The organism is Clostridium aciditolerans (genome assembly GCF_016316925.1).
In the GTDB taxonomy this organism is placed as follows: domain Bacteria; phylum Bacillota; class Clostridia; order Clostridiales; family Clostridiaceae; genus Clostridium_AM; species Clostridium_AM aciditolerans.
Genome location: NZ_JAEEGB010000037.1, coordinates 108,701 through 130,058 on the forward strand (window position 1 = coordinate 108,701; position 21,358 = coordinate 130,058).

Below are 21,358 nucleotides of genomic sequence, written 5' to 3' on the forward strand. Positions count from 1 at the left end.
GACTTTTTGAAGTATTATTCTTCAGTATGAGCCTTTATGTACTCAACTACATCGCTAACAGTAGTTATCTTTTCAGCATCTTCGTCTGGTATCTCTAAATCAAACTCTGTTTCCAAAGCCATTATTAATTCAACTATATCAAGTGAATCTGCACCTAAATCATCAATAAAGGATGATTCCATATTTACCTCTTCAGCGTCAATACCAAGTTGTTCTGATATTAAATTTTTAATCTTATCAAACATATTTGTCTCACCTCCTAAAAGCTTTTATACATAAATAATATTACATAACTTATGCACCGTCAATATAAATAGTGCTAAATTTATTATTCTAAATTATCAAATATTAATACATTTGTTTTTTTATTCTTTAAATTCCAATGACAACTTCATTTTTTAATTATATACTACGTTTCTTTTATATTATCAATTTGAGATATATTCTCCAATTCACCTTTTATTTTTTCAATTATATTATTATCATAACAATTTAAAGCCTGTCTTATAGCATTTTTAAATGCCTTGCTATCTGAACTTCCATGAGCCTTTATACAAATTCCTTTCGATCCTAAAAATGCTGATCCACCGTGTTCAGAATAGTCGAGCTTTTTCTTCAACCCTTTAAAGACAGGTTTTAACAAAACAGCTCCTATTTTAGCAGTTAAAGATTTCATTATTTCTTGCTTTAACATACCCAATATATTTAAAGCTACACCTTCATACATTTTTAATATGGTATTGCCTACAAATCCATCACAAACTAATATATTAACATCTCCACTTGATACTTCTCTAGGTTCAACATTACCAACAAAGTTAAAATCTGTTTTCTTTAACATACCATAAACCGCTTTGGTTAGCTCATTACCTTTTTCTTCTTCAGCACCTATATTTACTAAACCTATAGTTGGATTTTTTATACCTAACACGCTTTCAAAATAGATTTTTCCCATCAATGCAAATTGAATCAAATATTGAGGCTTACAGTCCACATTAGCGCCAGCATCTACCACCATGAAAGCGGCATTTTTTCCTGGCATTATTGGAGCTAATGCTACTCTATCAATTCCCTTTATTCTTCCAACAATTAAGGTTGCTCCAGTCATTAATGCCCCTGTACTTCCTGCTGATATAACAGCATCAGCCTTTCCTTCTTTCACTAATTCTAGTGCTTTAACCAAGCTTGAGTCCTTCTTTTTCCTTATAGCCATAACAGGTGGTTCATTTGTACTTATCACTTCGCTAGTATTTAATACACTAATCCTATCTTCAGGATATTGATATTTAGATAACTCTGATTTAATTAACTCTTCTTTACCTGTAATAATTATATTTACATTATATTCTTTTATTGCTTGAATACATCCTTCTACCACAGCAGCGGGAGCAAAATCTCCACCCATACCATCAACCGCAACTATCATAGTTTCACATCCCTTTTTAATTTAATTAAGATTTATCTTCTGCTTAATAATAACATAAATTTCTATTTTTAAAAAGATTCTAGCAGTACTAAGCGTCAGTTAACTTTCTAGTTAGTTTCTCTATACGTAAAAAAAAGAAAGTCTATACGACTTTCTTTCCTTTTATTGTTCAGTTGAAACAACTTCTTTGCCCTTATAATATCCACAACTCTTGCACACTCTATGCGCAAGTTTCATTTCATGACACTGAGGACATTCAACTATTCCTGGTAGGCTTAGTTTAACGTTTGCCGCTCTTCTTGAGTCTCTTCTAGCTTTTGAAAATCTTCTCGCTGGATTTCCCACAGTACTACACCTCCTTAATCAGTCAAAAACATATCTTTCAGTTTTGCCAATCTAGGATCAATGACATCTTTCGTACAATTGCATGCAGAAAGATTCAGATTTATACCGCATTGTTGGCATAAGCCCTTGCAGTCTTCTCTGCAAAGTCTTTTGATTGGCAGAGTTACTATAATATTATTTTCTATAATCTCTGTGATATCTATTGTATCACTATCTATAAAGATGACATCATCATCTTTATTTGCCCCATCGTTAGTTGTAAGCTTCTCTTCAATATCTAAGTCTACAGCATAATCAAATTTTTCAAGGCATCTTGAACAGGATAATTCTAAAACAGTATCTACTGTTCCAGTTAAGGTTATGATATCTCCTACCTTAACTAGTATACCATCAAATTTAATCGGCTGCAAAAAATTAATTTGTTCTCTTCCATCAAAAAAGCTTGCTTTATCAAGCTCCAAATGGACTTTTTTATTGGCTGTTTGTTTTTTTAATAGATCAGATATATCCAATTTCATAATGCTCACCTCTATATATTAGCCACAATTTATTATATAGAGATGAGCATTAAAAGTCAAGATTTATTTATTTTTTGTCATATAATGAAATATTTTATTATTTTGCGCTTTCAACTATTTCCTTTGTATCTCTAGCTATCATAAGCTCTTCATCTGTTGGTATAACAAATACTTTAACTTTTGAATCAGCAGTACTTATTTCTGTAGCTTTTCCTCTAACATTGTTCTTATCAGCATCAATGTTAACTCCTAAGTATTGTAATCCATCACAGATTTCTGCTCTACTTGTTATTGAGTTTTCTCCAAGACCTGCAGTAAATACTATGCAATCTACTCCATTAAGTGCTGCAGCATATGCGCCTATTGAAGTTCTTACTCTATAGTGGAATACATCTAAAGCAAGTTCTGCTCTCTTATTTCCATCTTTTGCAGCATTTTCTATATCTCTAAAGTCACTGCTTACGCCTGATACTCCAAGAACACCTGACTTCTTATTCATTAGGTTATCCACTTCTTCAATGCTCATACCAGTTTCTTTTACTAAGAAAGGCACTATAGCTGGATCTATATCTCCGCATCTAGTTCCCATAGCTACACCTGCAAGAGGAGTGAATCCCATTGTAGTATCAACTGATTTTCCACCTTTTACTGCAGATAAACTTGCTCCGTTTCCTAAGTGGCAAGTTATAATTTTTAAATCTTCTATATTTTTACCCATCATTTGAGCTGCTGTCATTGAAACAAATCTGTGTGAAGTACCGTGGAAACCGTACTTTCTTATGCCATACTGTGTATATAATTCATATGGTAATGCATAAATAAACGCTTCTTCTGGTAAAGTTTGATGGAATGCTGTATCAAATACTCCTACCATTGGTGTACTTGGCATTAACTCTCTGCAAGCATTTATTCCAATTATGTTTGGTGGGTTATGTAGTGGAGCTAATTTTACACATTCTTGTAAAGCTTCCATAACATTTTCATCAATTAATACTGATCCTGCATATTTTTCTCCACCATGAACAACTCTGTGTCCTACTGCTGATATTTCTGACATATCACTTATTACACCATGCTCTTTATCAATAAGAGCATCAAGTACTAATTTTATAGCTACTTTATGATCTTTCATTGGTTGTTCTATTACATACTTTTCATCGTTAACCTTTTGAGTTAATATTGAACCTTCAATACCTATTCTTTCTACAAGACCTTTTGCTAATACATTTTCATTTTCCATATTTATTAATTGATATTTTAAAGATGAACTTCCACAGTTTATTACTAATACTTTCATTCTTACATTCTCCCTTCGGTTAATTAAACTTTAATCGATTTGTAAAAATTTGGACGTTAATTATTTTGCTTGATCTTGTGCTTGAATTGCAGTTATAGCTACAACATTCACTATGTCATCTGCACTACATCCTCTTGATAAGTCATTTATAGGTTTAGCAAATCCTTGACATACAGGTCCTATAGCATCAGCGCCTGCAAATCTTTGTACTAACTTATATCCTATATTACCTGCTTGTAAATCTGGGAATACTAAAACATTAGCTTTACCAGCAACTTTGCTGTTTGGAGCCTTTAAGTCAGCTACTTTCTTAACTATAGCAGCATCTAATTGTAATTCTCCATCTATATCTAAATCAGGTCTCATTTCTTTAGCTAGTTCAGTAGCTCTTCTTACTTTATCTACTAATTCATGTTGTGCACTTCCCATAGTTGAGAAGGATAACATTGCAACTCTTGGCTCCATTCCACAAAGAGTTTTAGCAGTTTCAGCTGTGCTTATTGCTATTGATGCTAGCTCTTCAGCAGTTGGGCATGGGTTTACTGCACAATCTGCAAAAAGAAGCATACCATTCTCACCATATTGGCAGTTAGGTACTTCCATTATGAATGTACTTGAAACTACAGATATTCCTGGTGCAGTTTTAATTATTTGAAGTCCTGGTCTTAATAAATCTCCAGTAGTATGTATAGCTCCTGAAACTAATCCATCAGCATGACCTAATTTAACCATCATTGTTCCGTAATATAGTGGATCTCTAACGATTTTATCTACTTTTTCTAGAGTCATTCCTTTGTTCTTTCTTAGCTCATAAAATCCATTAGCATATTCTTGAGTTTTATCTGAAGTTTCAGGATCATGTATCTCAACGCCATCTAAACTTACTCCTAAACTTACAGCCTTGTCTCTAATTACCTTTTCAGATCCAACTAGAATAACGTTAGCAAGACCTTCTTGCATTATTTTACCGCATGCCTGAAGATTTCTTTCTTCCTCACCTTCAGGTAAGACAATTCTTTTTTTGTCAGCTTGAGCTTTTGCCCAAACTTGCTTCATTAACTTTGACATATTCGTCTCTCCCTCCAAAAATAAAAATAAAATGAAAACAAGCTAAAATTGCATACACTTATAATATAATCCTTTTTTAATGTGTTTTTCAATAATTTCATATCTAACAAAAATACTATTTTTGTATTAATTTGTTGTAATATTATTGCAATATTCTATTCATAATATTGCACTTTTTAAAATTAAATTAAAATTTCAAATAGTTTATCTGGTTTTTTATTATATTCACAAATTGCAATTATATGATATTTATTTTTTATATTTATATTTATTCTAGTTTTTTTTGCTTAATAGTTAATAAAATAAATCTTGCTGATTAAAACAAAAATAAATATAATTATTTATAATTTGGTAATTTAGGAGGTTAAAGTCCTAAATGGACTTTAACGGGTAATTTTGCTAGGTAAAAGTTCTAAATGAACTTTTACGGGTAACTTGTAAGCGGAAGCGAAAATATTAAGTTACCCAGTACCCGAAGAGAGATGAGCAAAATTGCCCAGTGTGACCACTAAAAGGAGGAATAAACATTGAGTGTAACTGGTATTGCAGTTGAGTATAACCCTTTTCACAAAGGACACCTACATCATATTAATAAGACTAAGGAATTAACAGGTTGCTCCCATATTATTGCTATAATGAGTGGTAATTTTGTTCAAAGAGGTATTCCTGCTATGGTTGATAAATGGAGCAGAGCAAAGGCTGCATTAATGAATGGAGTTGATCTTGTAATAGAGCTTCCTCTGATATATAGCCTATCCTCCGCTGAATTTTTTTCTTTCGGCGCAGTAAGTCTCCTAAATAGCTTAGGAGTAGTTGATAATATATGCTTTGGAAGTGAATGCGGAGACTCTAAAGTGTTATATGATATAGCTAATATACTATCCGACGAGCCAGATGAGTATAAAGATATTCTAAAACAAAAGCTTCAACTGGGATTAGCTTATCCAAGTGCTAGAAGTAAAGCTTTATCAGACTTTATTGGTAATTATAACACTGATCTTTTGTCGAATTTTAGCATTGAAGAAGTTTTATCTTCTTCAAACAATATACTCGGAATAGAATATTGTAAAAGTATTATAAGGTTAAAAAGTTCTATAAAACCATACTCCATACAAAGACAGGGCAGTGATTATAACAGTACGCACTTCGAAGGTGAATTGTCCAGCGCATCGTCAATAAGAAAACATATTAAAGATACGAAAAACATTAGTGAAGTTAAAAATTATGTACCTGAAAATACATATAATTTACTACTTTCATTATTTGAAAACAATTATACCTTTTCTTCTGAAGATTTGATGCTTCCATACCTTAAGTATAAATATATATTACATAAAGATGCCATAGAGCAGCTTCCAGACGTATCTGAAGGTATTCATAATAGGATATATAAATTTTTAGAAGATGCTGAAAGCTATGAAAAGCTTATTAATTCTATCAAGACTAAAAGATATACCTACTCGCGTATTAGTAGGATTTTATGTCAATTCTTTATAGGTTTTGAAAATTTCAATACTTATGAATTAAGAAAAAAGAAATGCCCCTATGCTAGAGTCTTAGGATTTAATAGTAATGGCCTAAAACTGTTAAAAGATATGAAGAAAGAATCTTCAATACCTATATACACAAAAATTCCAAAGAACTTAGATGATGTTCTTTCTTTAGATATACAAGGAACAAGGCTTTATAGCTTACTAAATAAAAATATAAATCCTAACTCTGATTATTTGATAAGTCCTATCATGATTAAATAAATAGATATTTTTTAATCACCTATTTAAATTTGTATTAATAATTAAATGCTGAAAGTTAGAATAAGAAGTGAAAACTTTAAATATAATTTTAGTAAATTATATTTACTAAAGCACATTTAGCTTATATCCTGAACACTTTTATATGCTTAAACTTAATACAAAAAGTAGGTGATTGTAATTTGAAAATTTTATTTTATATAATAATTATACTTATTCTTATACTAACAATATATTTATTAAAAAACAAAAACATTTTTGTAACTATACTCTGTTCTCTGCTGATACTGCAAATAATAGCTGCACCTAAAGTATGCATAGATGGGGTTATATCAGGAGCATTGCTCTTTTTTTACAAGGTTTTCCCATCACTTTTTTCTTTTTTGGTAGTATCAAATATAATGCTAGCTTATGATGGTATTCATATATATTCCAAAGCATTAGGAAACATCATATGCAAGCCCCTTAGGCTTCCTAAAAGCTGTAATTTCGTACTAATTATTAGTTTGTTATGTGGTTATCCTTTAGGAGCAAAATACGCCTGTGACTTATACGAGAAAAACATCATAGATTTAAAAACTTGTGAAAGACTTCTTAATATAGCCTCAAATGCAAGCCCATTATTTGTTCTTGGTTCAGTAGGTATATCTATGCTTAAAAGTTCCTATATAGGATATATATTGCTTTTGTCAAATTTACTTTCTTGTATAATAATGGGTATAGTTCTCCCTAATAGGGTTAAAATTAATATAAAGAATATCTATGAAGAAAAGCACACTTACTCAGTTTCAAATATAGGAAATATTCTTAAATCAAGTATAGAAGGTTCTATAAAAACTTGTTTATCTATAGGCGGATTTGTAACTCTTTTTTCAGTTGTAAATAATATACTTAAAACAAATTATCTGTTTAATGTGTTCATGTACCATATATCAACTTTAACCCATATATCGAAAGATATAGTCGAAGGATTTACCTTAGGAATAATTGAAATGACTAATGGATGTAGTTTAATTGCCTCTTCCAACGCATCTATTACAATTAAACTCGCACTTGTAAGCTTTCTTTTTACATTCAGCGGTTTATCCATTATAGCTCAGGTTTATTCTTTTACATACAAATTTGATATATCAATAAAAAAATATGCCTTGAGAAAAATTCTTCAAGGCTGTATATGTTCCATACTAAGCATAGTAATGTACGAAAAAGGATTATTAAGTTTTTCAGAGCAGGCCTTTATGTATAATTATTTTACTCAAGATAAAATATCAGCTATATTTATAGTAACAATTTTAGCTCTAGTATTTCCATGGTTTACTATTAGAATAAAAAATTTATTTCATCTCCCTTAGTTCCTTTACGTTTTGTCTAATTTCATTAGTTTTTAGATTTACATTGCGCTCTAAATCAATAACAAATTCTTCTAGATCACCTTTTAAAACTTCTAGGAGTTGATTTTTCTTTGCAGTTAGCTCTCTATCTAAGTCATTTAAAATTGCATTTGCATAGTCTCTAGCACCCAATCTTACTGCCTTTGCATTTCTCTGAGCAGAAGCAATAATCTCTTCTGCTCTCATATTTGCTTCTCTAGTAATATCATGATTTTCTATTTGCTTTCTAAGTAGATTTAAATTTTCTTTTTTTAAGTTTTCTGCTTCCTGCATTGCTTCACTTAATATTCTTTCCTTTTCTTCGATAACCCATTGAGCCTTTTTCAACTCATCTGGCATATGATGAATTATTTTTTCTATTATTTCCAATGTTTCTTTTTTATCCACCACAACTTTTCCCATCATAGGAACCTTTGATGATGTTTCTATTATCTCATGAAGATATTCCAGTAATTTTATTACATCCATACTTTTTCCCCCCTAAAGGTGGCTAACCTTTTTTATAATATCAGGTATTATTTCATCTGGAACTAAATCTTTAATGCATCCCCCAAACATAGCCACTTGCTTTACAGATGAAGAGCTTAAAAATGAATTTTTTGCACTTGTCATCATAAATACCGTTTCTATATTTGGATCTAATTTACTGTTCATAAGAGACATTTGAAATTCATACTCAAAATCAGATACGGCACGAAGACCTTTTATTATAACTTTAGCACCTTTATTTTTCATAAAGTGAATTAAAAGTCCACTAAAACTTTCTACTTTTACATTTGGAATGTCTTTAACTACTCTTTGAATTAATTCGACTCTTTCTTCAATATCAAAAAGGCCTTTTTTTTGAGGATTTACAAGTACTCCTACTATTACTTCATCAAATACTTTAGCGGATCTTCTTATTATATCTAAATGTCCATTAGTTACTGGATCAAAACTTCCTGGATAAACTGCTGTTTTCATTATTGTTAGTCCTCCTTATATCTGTAAAAACATACAGTTGTATTGCCATATCTCCTATGATCTACAAGAATAATTTTCTCTGTACCCTGGTATAACTCCTCCTTGGTATCAATCTTAGTTACAATAATGCCTTCTTTGTCTAATAATCCTTCTTTCTCTATTATCTCTACTGCTGGTGGAATTAGATTCTTCAAATAAGGCGGATCTAGAAAAATTATATCAAAAGTTATTTTTCTTTTTGAAAGTTCCTCTAAAGCTTTATATGAATCCATATTGAGACATTTACATGTTTCTCCAAAGTTCAAATTTTCAACATTTTTAGTCAAAAATGAAAATGTAACTTTGTCTCTATCAACTAGATAACATTCCTTAGCTCCTCTACTTGCTGCTTCTAACCCTAAACTTCCTGTGCCTGAGAACACATCCACTACAGTAGCACCGTAAACTCTATTTTGTATTATACTAAATATAGATTCCTTAATTCTATCTAAAGTAGGTCTGGTAGTATCCATGCCAACTGGTGACAGAATTTTTCTACCCTTAGCAAGACCTGCGATAATTCTCATGATTTTTCCTCCTTTTAGTGGTCACACTGGGTAATTTGGCTTGCTTCCCTTCGGGTACTAGGTAACTTAATATTTTCGCTTCCGCTCACAAGTTACCCGTAAAAGTTCATTTAGAACTTTTACCTAGCAAAATTACCTATTAAAGTCCATTTAGGACTTTAACCTCCTAATTTTTCCTTGTTGTTTCTAAATTATAGTCATTTTACTATAATATTTTAACATATAAAATTATATTATACAAAATTTTTTACTTACCATGTAAAAATGTATCACAATTTGTATTCATTTAGCCTACTGTACTTACTCTAATAAACATTAGTTAAAGCAAATGAATTTTGAGGTTTGTTCTATTTTTTTAAAGATTTCATTTTTAATTTTAATATCTTTTTCATTATTACTTTCAATAAGCTTTTTAGCTTCTAAATTAGCCATCTTTAGTATATCTATGTCTTCTGCAATATCGGAAAGTATAAGTCCATCTTCTCCATGCTGTCTAAAGCCAAATATTTCTCCAGACCCTCTAATTTTCAAATCCTGTTCTGCAATAAAGAAGCCATCATTGCTGCTTTTCATTATCTCCATTCTTCTTCTTATAATATCATTTTTAATATTTGATATTAATATACAATAAGATTTATGCTGGCCTCTTCCAACTCTCCCCCTTAACTGATGTAATTGTGCGAGTCCAAATCTTTCTGCGTTTTCTATTATCATAAGTGTGGCATTAGGTACATTTATGCCTACTTCTATGACTGTAGTAGATATAACAACTTTAACTTCTCCACTTTTAAATCTATTCATAACTTCATCTTTAATCTTAGGTGTCATTTTCCCATGAAGTATTTCTATAGGTATTTCGCTGAAGTATTCCTCTTTCAATTCACTATATAAGTTCTCTACGGAACTTAAATCTAAATCTTCATTTTCTTCTACCAGCGGGCAGACTATATAAACCTGCCTCCCTTTTTTTATTTCCTCTAGTGCAAAATTATATGCCTTATATTTTAAGTCTTCTTTTATATAATGTGTTTCTATTTTCTGTCTTCCTGGCGGAAGCTCATCGATCACAGATACATCCAAATCTCCGTAAAGGTATAAACTTAAAGTTCTAGGGATTGGCGTAGCAGTCATAACCAGAGTATCTACGTTTTTACCTTTATTTGTTAACCTACTCCTCTGCATTACACCGAATCTGTGCTGTTCATCGGTAACTACCACTCCAAGGTTTTTGAACTCAACATTATCTTCAATAAGAGCATGAGTCCCTATTATTAAATCTATATTTCCATCCTTCAAATCTCTTTTTATTTCTTCCTTATTTTTCTGAGTAGTGCTGCCACACAATAATTTAACATTAATATTGAAATCCTCAAATAGTTTCTCTGCTTCAAGATAATGTTGAGTAGCTAATATTTCTGTAGGTGCCATGATAACAGCCTGATAACCGTTCTTTATTATGTTAAAGGCAGAAATGAGAGCCACAACAGTTTTACCACTTCCTACATCACCTTGAACTAACCTATTCATCGGGCTTTCTTTTTTTTGATCAATCAATATTTCCCTGATAACCCTATTTTGCGCCTTTGTTAAATCATAGGGTAATTTTTCTTTTAAAAGCTTTAATTCATCACTTATTTTAAAAGCTATTCCTTTTTTATTTTCATTAAAATAATTTTTAAGCATTAGTATTTTTAGTGAATATGTGAATAACTCCTGAAACTTAAGCCTTCTTCTAGCTTCCTGTAGTTCTTTCATACTAGAAGGGTTGTGTATTATTCTTATTGCCCTATCTAAACTGCATAGCTTATATCTATTTATTATCCATTCTGGAAGATTTTCATCTATATCTACATCTTTAAGAACATAATTTACCAATTTTGCTATTAAACTATTTGTTATTCCAGATTTGAGAGGATATTTAGGCATTATCTTTTCAGAATTTTCTTCATTTGATCTATTTTTAACTAATGTTGGGTTTATAATAGAAGTTTCGCCTTTAAAATCTTGTAATTTCCCCATTATAGTATAATCACAATTTATTTTAAAGTAATTTTTCATGTAAGGTTGATTAAACCATTTTCCTTTAAATATATTATTACCATCATTAAAAATAACAGTAGAAATTGTTTTTCCATTTTTAGTTCTTATATCTTTATCTATTTTTACAACTTTGCAATTTATTATTAATTTACCAATGTTTTTTTCATCCGTTAAAGAGCTGCAAGACGAGATCATCTCATAATCTCTTGGAAAATACAATAGTAAATCTAAAATACTGAAGATACAGCATTTTTTTAAATTTTCTCCAGTTTTAGGTCCTACCCCTTTTAAGCAAGTTATATCACTATATACATCCAATGAAATCACTCCATTTTTAAAAATTATAAAATTTTATCTTATAGCCTTATATTATTTAAATCAACTATTATATTAATATCCATACCAATATACATCAAAATCATATAATTTTGCAAATAAAAAAAGCCTTAAGGCTTTTTTTACTCAACAGAAACAATAAAGTAATATAGCGGCTGTTGTCCATTATAGTATTGAACATCAGCATCTTCATATTTTTCTTGAATATTTTCTATGAATTCTTTTACTTTTTCCTCTTCGCAATCCTGACCATAAAAAACTGTAATTAACTCACTATCCTCATCAACCATTGAAGAAATTATATTTTCACATACTCCAAAGATGTCTTCTCCTACATCTTGTATCTTTCCTTCAACTAGACCTAAGATATTACCTTCTTTTATAGTTTTACCATCCATCTCAGTATCTCTTACAGCGTAAGTTACTGAACCAGTCTTTACTATATCTATGCCTTGTTCCATAGCTTGTATGTTATCACCAACACTTAAGTCAGGATTAAATACCGTAACCGCTGTTATACCCTGAGGTATTGTTTTAGTAGCAATAACATTTACATTTTTATCACTTAACTCTGCTGCTTGATTTGCCGCCATAATTATATTTTTATTATTTGGGAGAACAAAAATATTTTCTGCATTTATTTTATTTATACACTCAAGTATATCTTGAGTACTTGGATTCATCGTCTGTCCTCCTTCAATTACGAAGTCCACACCTAAATCCTCAAAAATATTCTTTATTCCACTACCCATAGCTACTGATATAAATGCATATTTTTTCAATTCCGTATTCTCTAACTCATGAGTTTCTTCACTTTCACTAGAAGCAGCTTTTTCATTATAGGATTCATTCTCCACATTTAGTATATTTCTATGCTGCTCCCTCATGTTATCAATCTTAATTTTTGACAACTCACCTAACTTAATAGCTTTAGAAAGAACTATGCCAGGATCATTAGTATGTATATGAACTTTTACAATATCGTCATCTTTCACAACTACCATGGAATCTCCTATAGCCTCTAATTCAGACTTAAAGCTATCTACATCTGTACTATTTGAAATAATAAAGAATTCAGTACAATAACCAAACTTGATATCCTGCTCAACTATATTTTTACTAGCTGGTCCAGCCACAGACTCATTAGTGTCTGTAATGTCAACTTTCTTCATATTTTCCTTTAGAACTTCATACATGCCTTCGAGTATTATTAATAATCCCATTCCTCCTGCATCTACAACTTTTGCTTTTTTAAGCACTGGCAGCATTTCAGGAGTTTTATCTAAAATAAGTCTGCTATACTCGCATACCTCTTTAAAAAGCGTTTCTACATCTTCACTACTTGACTTAACAGCGCTTTCTCCTGCTGCTCTTATGATAGTAAGAATTGTGCCTTCTGTTGGTCTCATAACAGCCTTATAAGCTGATTTTGAACCTTCCATCAAACTATTTGCAAACTCTTCAGAACTGGCCTCACTTTTTCCTTCTAGACCTTTTGCAATTCCTCTAAATATTTGCGAAAGTATTACGCCTGAGTTACCTCGTGCTCCCATTAAAGCACCTTTAGCTAGTTTTTTAGCTATTTCCTCTATAGACTTATCCTTCATATTCTTAATTTCAGATACTGCACTTCTAAATGTCATAGACATATTCGTACCCGTATCTCCATCTGGTACAGGAAAAACATTTAATGAATTTACATAATCCTTTTGAGCCTCTAGCTTATTGCTTGCATGCACAACCATATTGTAAAAACACTGGCCATCTATATTTAAGTACTTCATATTTGAAAACTACCTCCTAGACTCTAACACCTTGAACATTTACTGTAATATTTGAAACTTTAAGACCTGTATAATTTTCCACATTATATTTTACTTTTTGAATTATATTATTAGCAATAACTGATATTTTAGTTGCATATTGAACCATAATAAATAGCTCTATAGATAATCCGTCTTCTTTAGAACGAACTTTCACACCTTTGCTTAAGTTTTCACTCTTTATTAATTCCCATAGTCCATCTTTAGCATTTCTAGATGCCATTCCAACTACACCATAACACTCCATAGTTGAGACACCTACAATATTGGCAACCACTTCTTCTGAATAACCTATAATTCCGTTCTCACTGGTGATGTTACCTATCATAATAAAATCCTCCTCCTGTCATAGACCATATAACATATTTTATATTAAATAAGAGATTTATTCAAGGAAATATATTATTTATAATGTTATTTTTACTATTTAATTTTATAATATACTTGCAAAAATTCTATGTTATGTGGTAAAATAATTAATGTTTGAATTGAGAAGATATATTTCTTCACAATTTGTTAAGGAGGTGTTTATAATGTCAAGAAAGTGCGAAATATGCAATAAAGGCGTTGTATTTGGTGTACAATACAGCCACTCACACCGTCAATCCAAAAGAACTTGGGCTCCAAACATAAGAAAAGTTAAAGCTATAGTTGAAGGAACACCAAAAACTATACATGTTTGTACAAGATGCCTTCGTTCAGGAAAGGTTCAACGTGCAATATAAGGAATAAAAAATGCAGTTGTTTAAACAATTGCATTTTTGTTTCTTGCATTAATATTGTAAATTATTACATTACTTTACAATATTTAGCTCCTTTGCAATCCTAAAGTTGAACCTTAATTTAATATAGTAATCGTAATAACATTTTTATGAAACTTGTTATGCTATAAATTTTTTACTTATTGAATCTAAACTTATAATACTTAGGCAATTCAAAGGAGCACATATTTTTATCTAGTTGTTTTAAGATGAAAATTATATTTATTAAGATACATATAGATACAATTACTAAGCCTGAAACTATGTTTCTAGGCTTTTTTCTTTATAATTGCTTCCTATTATCTTCTAATATTTATTATATCCTTTAATTATATCTTTATAATAAGGCAAACTTAACTTGAACATTCTTTCTACTTCTTCATATAATATTATTGTATGTAATATTTTTATGGAGGATTTTTAATGTATTGTTTTACTTATGCTAATGGACTTAACTGTATTCTTAACGAACTTCTACTTTGGACAGAGATATCTAGCGAGCATCCTATCTTTATAAAAACTGTGGCTTCCTTAACTAATAAAAACTTATCCCAAGGTACATTAAAAAATCTAATGGATGTTCACAATGATTTTACCGAGCTTAATAAAAAAGTTAAAGCTGTTAGATCTAACATTCAAAGAAATCCATATAATTTTCAAGCTCATTCAATACAGGTAAGAGGACTTATAAAAAGTTTCTTAATCCACGATAATCACTTCCTATCTATACTGCCAGAGGTAAAACAATATGGCAAAGAAGATAAGGTATGGCAAACTCTTTTAAATCATATAACTCACGAGCAAAGATTCATGTATGAATTGATGACCGACCTCAACAGACAGCTAATATAACAAATAGGCAGCCTCATCAATTTGTGGCTGCCTTTTCCTATATAATCTTAAAATAATTAAACCTCTGGTAAACCTCTTACAGGCTTTTTCATATTAGTGTCAACATCCATTGTAATAGGATTTGCTGTTTTTGGATTTTGGCCTTTATTATCATTTTTTCTCTTTTTTTCTCCTTTGGTTGGCATATCGTTGTCACCCCTTTTCAACATTAACTTGCCCACACTAGAAGATTTTAATACTAAATTATTTGAATAGCTCTTTTCAGGTTACAGGCCAACTATTCCATTTACTATTGCAGTTGACATAGACTCAGGATTAAATCTGTTCATATCTTCTTGTGAGTCTACAAAACACCCTTCTATAAGTAAAGAAGTCATTGTAGTATTGTTTAACACATACAGATGATGTCCATCGATTCCTTGAACCTTTACACCTCTGTTAGCAAATCCTAAAGAAACAATTTCCTTAAGAATATTCTCTGCGACACTTCTTCCACTTTCACTGCCAATCCATATCTCAGTCCCACGTCCACCACCTGCATTTTCATGAAGGCTTACGTATAGATCTGCGCCTGAATTATTTGCCTTATTAACTCTTTGCCATAAACTATCAGATACACTTGAGCAAGCAGTAGGTGTAACAACAATCACTTGATATCTCAATGCTTGTAACTTGGATACAACTCTTTTACCTACATCAACTACCATAGCATTTTCATCACCTATATATGATGCACCTGTATCAGGATAGCAATTATGGCCTATGTCTAAAGCAATTTTCATCTGATCACCCTCCCTTACTTTCATAATCATAATATGAAAGCAGAGCAAAATAGTGAACTTTACACTTAAAAATAAAACTCCTCTTCTATTGACAAGAGGAGTAAACTAATAATTATTTCTTTCTTTTAAAAAATTTTATAATGGTAGATAAAAAACCTGGAAGTTTAATAGTAATTATTTTCATAAGACATACCTCCTACTTATTATTTTCCATTAAGTACCACCCACAATAAATCAATGCCCCACCTACAGCTATTATCCATCCCCATACTGGGATAATAAAAGTTATTACTATTCCAATTCCAATTGATGCGATCATTAGCCCCACTTTTTTTCTTTTCCTTTTACGGAATATTTTTCTTGACATATTATTATCCCTTAAAATTGCTCTATAATATTATATGCATTGACTCTCTTTATTGTTACATAATTATAGCAATTTTTTAATGTTAGGATCTATTAAAAATGCCTAAAGCAATAAGAGTAGCTAACAGTTATTATCAGCTACTCTTATTATAATATTGGTATATATTTATTTTATTAATCTTTACTATACAATATAAGAATAGTTCCTTTTTTAAAAGAAATTTCAACTTCAGTATCTAAAAATTGGTTAGAAATAGTACGAGAATCTCCTAGTCCTAGGTTATAATCTACAAGTTTATATTTTGCACCTATTATATTTAGATTCTTCACACACTCACAATATGCTTGAAGAGAAAATTCAGATCCTTTTTCACCTTTTATTTTTATTGACTTGTTCGATATAGTAATTGTGTTATGATCATCCTTTATATATCCTTTAACGTTTAGTTCTAAACATTTCTGAAGTATTCCTATATTACCCATCATATGATCTATTCTTGTACCTGTACATCCTAGAAGTACAATTTCAGTTGCTCCTAATTTTATAGCTTTGCTAAAAATAAATTCTGTGTCTGTAAAGTCTTTATCTTCCGGAACTCTTTCTACTTTACAATCTTTGTGTTTTGAAAAAAAGTCTAAAGCATCTTTGTCTATGGAATCAAAATCTCCCATAAGGTAATTAGGTACTATTTGATGTTTATATAAAAAGTTTCCTCCACTATCAGCACAAATTAAGTAATCACTATCTTTCAGTTCTTTATTTATTAGCTCATAAGATGGAGGAGTACCTCCAGACATCAAGACTGCTTTCATTTTAAAATTCCCCTTTTAAATCCTTTATGTTCTCTTCTATTTTGCCATCTTTAAATACTGCTGAACCAGCGACAATTACATTAGCCCCACAATCTACAACTTCTTTTATATTACCTTTTCCTATTCCTCCGTCTACTTGGATCATAAGATTCTTGTTATACTTATTACTCAATTCTTTAACTTCTTTAATTTTTTCCGAACAATAATTTATGTATTTCTGTCCACCAAATCCTGGGTTTACCGACATTATTAACACCATATCTAAATTAGGAATTAAATGTTTTATGCTTTCTACAGGAGTAGCAGGATTTAAAGCTACTGCTGCCTTAACACCAAAGCCTTTTATATAGTTTATAGTTCTATCTATATGTCTATCGGCTTCATAATGTACTGTAATAATGTCTGCACCAGCCTTGACAAAATCCTCTACATATCTTGCTGGTTCTTCAATCATCAAATGTACATCAAAAGTGAGATTTGTGATTTTTCTTATACCTTTCATTATAGGTATTCCAAATGATATATTGGGTACAAACATTCCATCCATTACATCTATATGAATGAAATCTGCACCGTACTTTTCTAGGCTTTTAATATCTTCTCCTAATTTAGAAAAATCTGCTGATAATATTGAAGGGGCTATCTTTACCATTGCTTATTCCTCCTACTCATTATTTCCTCTAGCGTTTTTATGTAAAATTCATATCTTTTGTTATTTATTGTGCCATCAGTAACAGCTTCTTTCACAGCACATCCCGGCTCCTTAAAATGAAGGCATCCAGTAAATTTGCAACATCCTATATAATCACCAAATTCCGGAAAACAGTGTTCCAATCCTTCCTTCGATAAGAAATCTAAATCCAAAGAAGAAAATCCAGGGGTATCTACAATAAAACCTTCCCCTATATCAATAAGTTCACTATGTCTTGTTGTATGCTTACCTCTGCGAAGTTTTTCACTTATTTCTCCTGTTTCCATAAGTTCTCTTCCTGCTATTGTATTTAAAATAGTGGATTTACCTACACCAGAGGGTCCACATAGTACTGTTACATTACCTTTTAGCTTTTCTTTCACTGTTTGAATACCATATCCCTCTTTTGCCTTTAAGAAAATGATTTCATAACCTGCACTTTTTATCATATCTACTATTTCATTTCTCTCTTCTTCAGATATTAAATCTAACTTGTTAAAACATACTATTACTTTTAAATTATTGTACTCACAATTTATTAAAAACTTATTTAGTAAGTCTTCATTTATTTCAGGATTTTTTAAAGCAAATACAACTAAAGCCTGGGTAACATTTGCTACTGCTGGTCTGATCAGTTCGTTATCTCTAGGATAAATTTTATCTATAACGCCTTTTCCGTCTTTAATAGTAATTTCTACTTTATCTCCAACCATAGGAGTAAGTTCATTATGTCTAAACTTACCTCTTGCTTTACATTCAACTATTCCTTCACTTACCTTTATATAATAAAATCCACCTATTCCTTTTACTATAGTTCCTTGCATAAATCCTCCTATTATTAATTTTAGTAAAGAGTGAAGAATTAATAACCTTTATTGATTTTCTCTCACTCTTTACTTTCAATTTAAATTCAATGTAAATAAACTTCTCCGTAGAACCATACTTTATTATGGATTTTGTTTCCCACTACCTGATGTATTTGTACCTGTATTATTTTGATTACCTTGATTAGTTCCTCCACCGGTTGAACCTCCTCCAGTGTTTGAACCTCCTCCAGTGTTAGATCCTCCCCCTTGCTGATTTCCTCCACCAGTTGAATTTCCACCTTGGTCAGTTCCACCACCAGTCGAACCTCCACCTTGGCCAGTTCCATCACCAGGCTGCTTTGGCTCTGATTCTTTATATTTATAATAAGTTATGTTAACAGTTGTACCCTCTTTAACTTGTTGTTCTGATGGTACACTCTGACTTATTACCTTACCATCTTGAGATTTATCATTAGTTTCTACTGCACTCTTTGAAACCTTAAGACCTGAATTAGTTATGGAAGCTACTGCATCATCTACTGTTTTTCCCACTACATTAGGCACGTTAACATATTTAATTTTAGGTCCGCTACTTATTATTAAATTTATGCTAGTATCAGCACTTGCATTGGAATCTGCTTCTGGATCCTGACTTATAACGGAATTCTTAGGAACAGTATCACTATATTGATAATTTACTTTACCTAATTTTAACCCACTATTGATTATAATCTCCTTAGCTGCAGCTAAATCTAGATTTACTACACTTGGTACTCCCAACTTATCTGGCCCTCCACTTATGCTAACTCTAACTTCAGAATTTGCTTTTACCTTTGTACCTTCAGTAGGATAAACTCTAAGCACAGTTCCTTCTGGCTTATCACTCTTTTCTTTTCCAATTGATACAAACTTTAGCTTTTTATCTTCTACAAGTTTTTTAGCATCATCTTGATTCATTCCAACTATATTAGGCACAGTAGTATCTCCAGATCCATTTGTCATCTTACCAAATGCATAAAATCCTGATACAGCTCCTATAACTACTACAAGTATTGCAATAGTAATTCCAATTAGTGTCTTTCTTTTTTTAGCTCCGATTACATTTCTACGTTGTACTGGTTCATCATCATATTCTTCACTATTTTTGTAGTTATCATCTACTACTATAGGATCCATCACTCTTGTCATATCGTTGTCTGAGGCATTAGATGCAATATTAAAACTTTGATTATTTTCTATTTTCTTTAAATCGCCAAGCATATCTTTTATATTTTGATATCTTCTTATAGGCTCTTTTTCCACACACTTTAAAATAAGCTTATTTAAACTTTCTGGTATTTTTTCATTCAATTGCCTTGGCGGCACTACAGGTTCTTGTATATGCTTTAAAGCAACAGATACTGGACTTTCTGCGTCATAAGGCACTCTTCCAGTAACCATTTCGTAAATTACTATTCCAAGGGAATATATATCTGTTCTACAGTCTACATAACTTCCTCTTGCCTGCTCAGGTGAAAAGTAATGTGCTGATCCCATTACCTTGCTGGAATTAGTTATTGTAACTGAATTTGATGCTTTTGCAATACCAAAATCCGTTACCTTAACTACTCCCTCCTCAGTAACAAGAATATTATGAGGCTTTATATCTCTATGTACTATATTGTTCCTATGAGCACACTCAAGAGCTTTTCCTATCTGAGAGGCAATATTGATAGCTCTAGGTGTATTTAATTTGCCCTCTTCACGTATTATCTCCTTTAAAGTCTTGCCTTTAACATATTCCATTACTATATAATTAATATCTTCTTGAGTACCAACATCATAAATATTGACAATATTGTTATCTGAAAGGCTTGCAACAGCAGTAGCTTCTCTTTTAAATTTTTCAACAAACTCTTTATCGCTAGAATATTCATCTTTCAAAACTTTTACAGCAACGAAGCGGTTTAACAAGTGGCATTTAGCTTTGTAAACTATAGCCATTCCGCCTTCTCCGACTTTTTCTAACAACTCATACCTATTCCCTAGCATAGTTCCTATCATCTTCACACTCTCCTTCAAATACGATAACTGATATATTATCTCTTCCACCTTTCAGCTTACTAAGTTCAATTAACTGTATACAAGCATTCTCATTATTATTATTAAATATTATATCATACATTTCACTATTGTTAACTCCATTAGATAAGCCGTCGCTACACAAAATTACCTTCAGCACATCTGCTAAGTCTATGTTAAATGTATCTATTTCCACAGATACATTTGTACCTAGTGCCCTTGTTATTATATTTTTATTAGGATGGCTTACGGCTTCCTCTTCAGTAATACTTCCTTCATCAAGTAACTGCTGAACTAATGAATGGTCTTTTGTTATTTTACTTATACCATTATGTTTCATTATATAGCAGCAGCTGTCTCCAACATTAGCTACAACCATTTCCTTACCTTTTACTAAACAAGCCGTTATAGTTGTCCCCATTCCAACTAAACCATCGTTACTTTTTGACAGCTCAAAAATTTGTTTATTTGCCATCTTTATACTTTCTATTAGAATACTTTCCATATCATCTAGATTATTTAAAGATTTTATATAAGATATAGTAGCATCCACAGCTACCTTACTCGCGACCTCTCCTGCATTATGTCCGCCCATTCCATCAGCAACAATGTAGATACCAAAATTCTCATCTCTGTAATACCCCACTGAATCTTCATTTATCTTTCTAACGTTACCTATATCGGATAGCATCCCCACCATTT

General features: G+C 31.2%; 24 protein-coding genes. 4 read left to right on the forward strand and 20 right to left on the reverse strand.

Annotated features, from left to right (window positions below; translation table 11 throughout):
* Positions 1-14: 14 nt before the first annotated feature.
* From acpP to pta, 6 genes are all read right to left on the reverse strand, one after another.
* Positions 15-245: an acyl carrier protein gene (acpP, locus tag I6U51_RS20360; protein ID WP_211144397.1), complete on the reverse strand. Its 231-nt coding sequence runs from the start codon at positions 243-245 to the stop codon at positions 15-17.
* A 164-nt stretch (positions 246-409) separates the two neighbouring features.
* Positions 410-1,426 carry a phosphate acyltransferase PlsX gene (gene plsX / locus I6U51_RS20365; protein WP_211144398.1) on the reverse strand — a complete coding sequence of 339 codons (1,017 nt, stop codon included), beginning with the start codon at positions 1,424-1,426 and terminating at the stop codon, positions 410-412.
* 162 nt (positions 1,427-1,588) lie between these two features.
* Positions 1,589-1,771 (reverse strand): 50S ribosomal protein L32, encoded by a 183-nt coding sequence (gene rpmF / locus I6U51_RS20370; protein ID WP_178910758.1) that lies wholly within the window; start codon positions 1,769-1,771, stop codon positions 1,589-1,591.
* Positions 1,772-1,785: 14 nt separating this feature from the next.
* Positions 1,786-2,289 carry a YceD family protein gene (locus tag I6U51_RS20375; protein ID WP_211144399.1) on the reverse strand — a complete coding sequence of 168 codons (504 nt, stop codon included), beginning with the start codon at positions 2,287-2,289 and terminating at the stop codon, positions 1,786-1,788.
* 97 nt (positions 2,290-2,386) lie between these two features.
* On the reverse strand, positions 2,387-3,586 hold the full coding sequence (locus I6U51_RS20380) for an acetate kinase (protein ID WP_211144400.1): 1,200 nt from the start codon (positions 3,584-3,586) through the stop codon (positions 2,387-2,389).
* A gap of 60 nt (positions 3,587-3,646) precedes the next feature.
* Complete coding sequence (gene pta / locus I6U51_RS20385; protein WP_211144401.1) at positions 3,647-4,654, reverse strand: phosphate acetyltransferase; 1,008 nt, start codon at positions 4,652-4,654, stop codon at positions 3,647-3,649.
* Positions 4,655-5,181: 527 nt separating this feature from the next.
* On the opposite strand from pta, the gene I6U51_RS20390 reads away from it, so the two are divergent.
* A complete protein-coding gene (locus I6U51_RS20390) occupies positions 5,182-6,408 on the forward strand; it encodes a nucleotidyltransferase (RefSeq protein WP_211144402.1) in 1,227 nt (408 codons plus the stop codon).
* Between the two features lie 179 nt (positions 6,409-6,587).
* On the forward strand, positions 6,588-7,757 hold the full coding sequence (gene ylbJ, locus I6U51_RS20395) for a sporulation integral membrane protein YlbJ (RefSeq protein WP_211144403.1): 1,170 nt from the start codon (positions 6,588-6,590) through the stop codon (positions 7,755-7,757).
* Here ylbJ and I6U51_RS20400 read toward each other — a convergent pair.
* From I6U51_RS20400 to I6U51_RS20425, 6 genes are all read right to left on the reverse strand, one after another.
* Entirely contained in the window at positions 7,740-8,264 is a 525-nt protein-coding gene (locus I6U51_RS20400; RefSeq protein WP_211144404.1) for an ATPase, read from the reverse strand. The two genes, ylbJ and I6U51_RS20400, sit on opposite strands and share 18 nt — an antisense overlap.
* A gap of 12 nt (positions 8,265-8,276) precedes the next feature.
* Positions 8,277-8,759, reverse strand: coding sequence for a pantetheine-phosphate adenylyltransferase (coaD, locus tag I6U51_RS20405; protein WP_211144405.1), 483 nt, complete (start codon positions 8,757-8,759; stop codon positions 8,277-8,279).
* A 5-nt stretch (positions 8,760-8,764) separates the two neighbouring features.
* On the reverse strand, positions 8,765-9,325 hold the full coding sequence (gene rsmD, locus I6U51_RS20410) for a 16S rRNA (guanine(966)-N(2))-methyltransferase RsmD (protein ID WP_211144406.1): 561 nt from the start codon (positions 9,323-9,325) through the stop codon (positions 8,765-8,767).
* Between the two features lie 315 nt (positions 9,326-9,640).
* Positions 9,641-11,683, reverse strand: coding sequence for an ATP-dependent DNA helicase RecG (gene recG, locus I6U51_RS20415; protein ID WP_211144407.1), 2,043 nt, complete (start codon positions 11,681-11,683; stop codon positions 9,641-9,643).
* A gap of 140 nt (positions 11,684-11,823) precedes the next feature.
* Complete coding sequence (locus I6U51_RS20420) at positions 11,824-13,485, reverse strand: DAK2 domain-containing protein (protein WP_211144408.1); 1,662 nt, start codon at positions 13,483-13,485, stop codon at positions 11,824-11,826.
* A gap of 16 nt (positions 13,486-13,501) precedes the next feature.
* The gene (locus I6U51_RS20425) at positions 13,502-13,852 is read right to left on the reverse strand and encodes an Asp23/Gls24 family envelope stress response protein (protein ID WP_211144409.1); all 351 of its coding nucleotides are present in this window, start codon (positions 13,850-13,852) and stop codon (positions 13,502-13,504) included.
* Between the two features lie 205 nt (positions 13,853-14,057).
* Here I6U51_RS20425 and rpmB point away from each other — a divergent pair, with 205 nt between their 5' ends.
* On the forward strand, positions 14,058-14,249 hold the full coding sequence (rpmB, locus tag I6U51_RS20430) for a 50S ribosomal protein L28 (RefSeq protein WP_066619969.1): 192 nt from the start codon (positions 14,058-14,060) through the stop codon (positions 14,247-14,249).
* 459 nt (positions 14,250-14,708) lie between these two features.
* Positions 14,709-15,137 (forward strand): DUF2935 domain-containing protein, encoded by a 429-nt coding sequence (locus I6U51_RS20435; RefSeq protein WP_211144410.1) that lies wholly within the window; start codon positions 14,709-14,711, stop codon positions 15,135-15,137.
* A 56-nt stretch (positions 15,138-15,193) separates the two neighbouring features.
* Here I6U51_RS20435 and I6U51_RS25185 read toward each other — a convergent pair whose 3' ends face one another.
* The 8 genes from I6U51_RS25185 to I6U51_RS20465 form a co-directional block, all read right to left on the reverse strand.
* Positions 15,194-15,322 (reverse strand): hypothetical protein, encoded by a 129-nt coding sequence (locus I6U51_RS25185; RefSeq protein WP_281396378.1) that lies wholly within the window; start codon positions 15,320-15,322, stop codon positions 15,194-15,196.
* An 81-nt stretch (positions 15,323-15,403) separates the two neighbouring features.
* Positions 15,404-15,919 (reverse strand): N-acetylmuramoyl-L-alanine amidase, encoded by a 516-nt coding sequence (locus I6U51_RS20440; protein WP_211144411.1) that lies wholly within the window; start codon positions 15,917-15,919, stop codon positions 15,404-15,406.
* A 196-nt stretch (positions 15,920-16,115) separates the two neighbouring features.
* Positions 16,116-16,238 (reverse strand): hypothetical protein, encoded by a 123-nt coding sequence (locus tag I6U51_RS25190; RefSeq protein WP_281396393.1) that lies wholly within the window; start codon positions 16,236-16,238, stop codon positions 16,116-16,118.
* 221 nt (positions 16,239-16,459) lie between these two features.
* Complete coding sequence (locus tag I6U51_RS20445; protein ID WP_211144412.1) at positions 16,460-17,098, reverse strand: thiamine diphosphokinase; 639 nt, start codon at positions 17,096-17,098, stop codon at positions 16,460-16,462.
* Between the two features lies 1 nt (position 17,099).
* Positions 17,100-17,750, reverse strand: coding sequence for a ribulose-phosphate 3-epimerase (rpe, locus tag I6U51_RS20450; RefSeq protein WP_211144413.1), 651 nt, complete (start codon positions 17,748-17,750; stop codon positions 17,100-17,102).
* Positions 17,744-18,613, reverse strand: a complete 870-nt coding sequence (gene rsgA, locus I6U51_RS20455; RefSeq protein WP_211144414.1) for a ribosome small subunit-dependent GTPase A — start codon at positions 18,611-18,613, stop codon at positions 17,744-17,746. The genes rpe and rsgA overlap by 7 nt, the downstream gene beginning before the upstream one ends.
* A 123-nt stretch (positions 18,614-18,736) precedes the next feature.
* Entirely contained in the window at positions 18,737-20,638 is a 1,902-nt protein-coding gene (pknB, locus tag I6U51_RS20460; protein ID WP_211144415.1) for a Stk1 family PASTA domain-containing Ser/Thr kinase, read from the reverse strand.
* A complete protein-coding gene (locus I6U51_RS20465; RefSeq protein WP_211144416.1) occupies positions 20,613-21,356 on the reverse strand; it encodes a Stp1/IreP family PP2C-type Ser/Thr phosphatase in 744 nt (247 codons plus the stop codon). The genes pknB and I6U51_RS20465 overlap by 26 nt, the downstream gene beginning before the upstream one ends.
* Between the last annotated feature and the right edge of the window lie 2 nt (positions 21,357-21,358).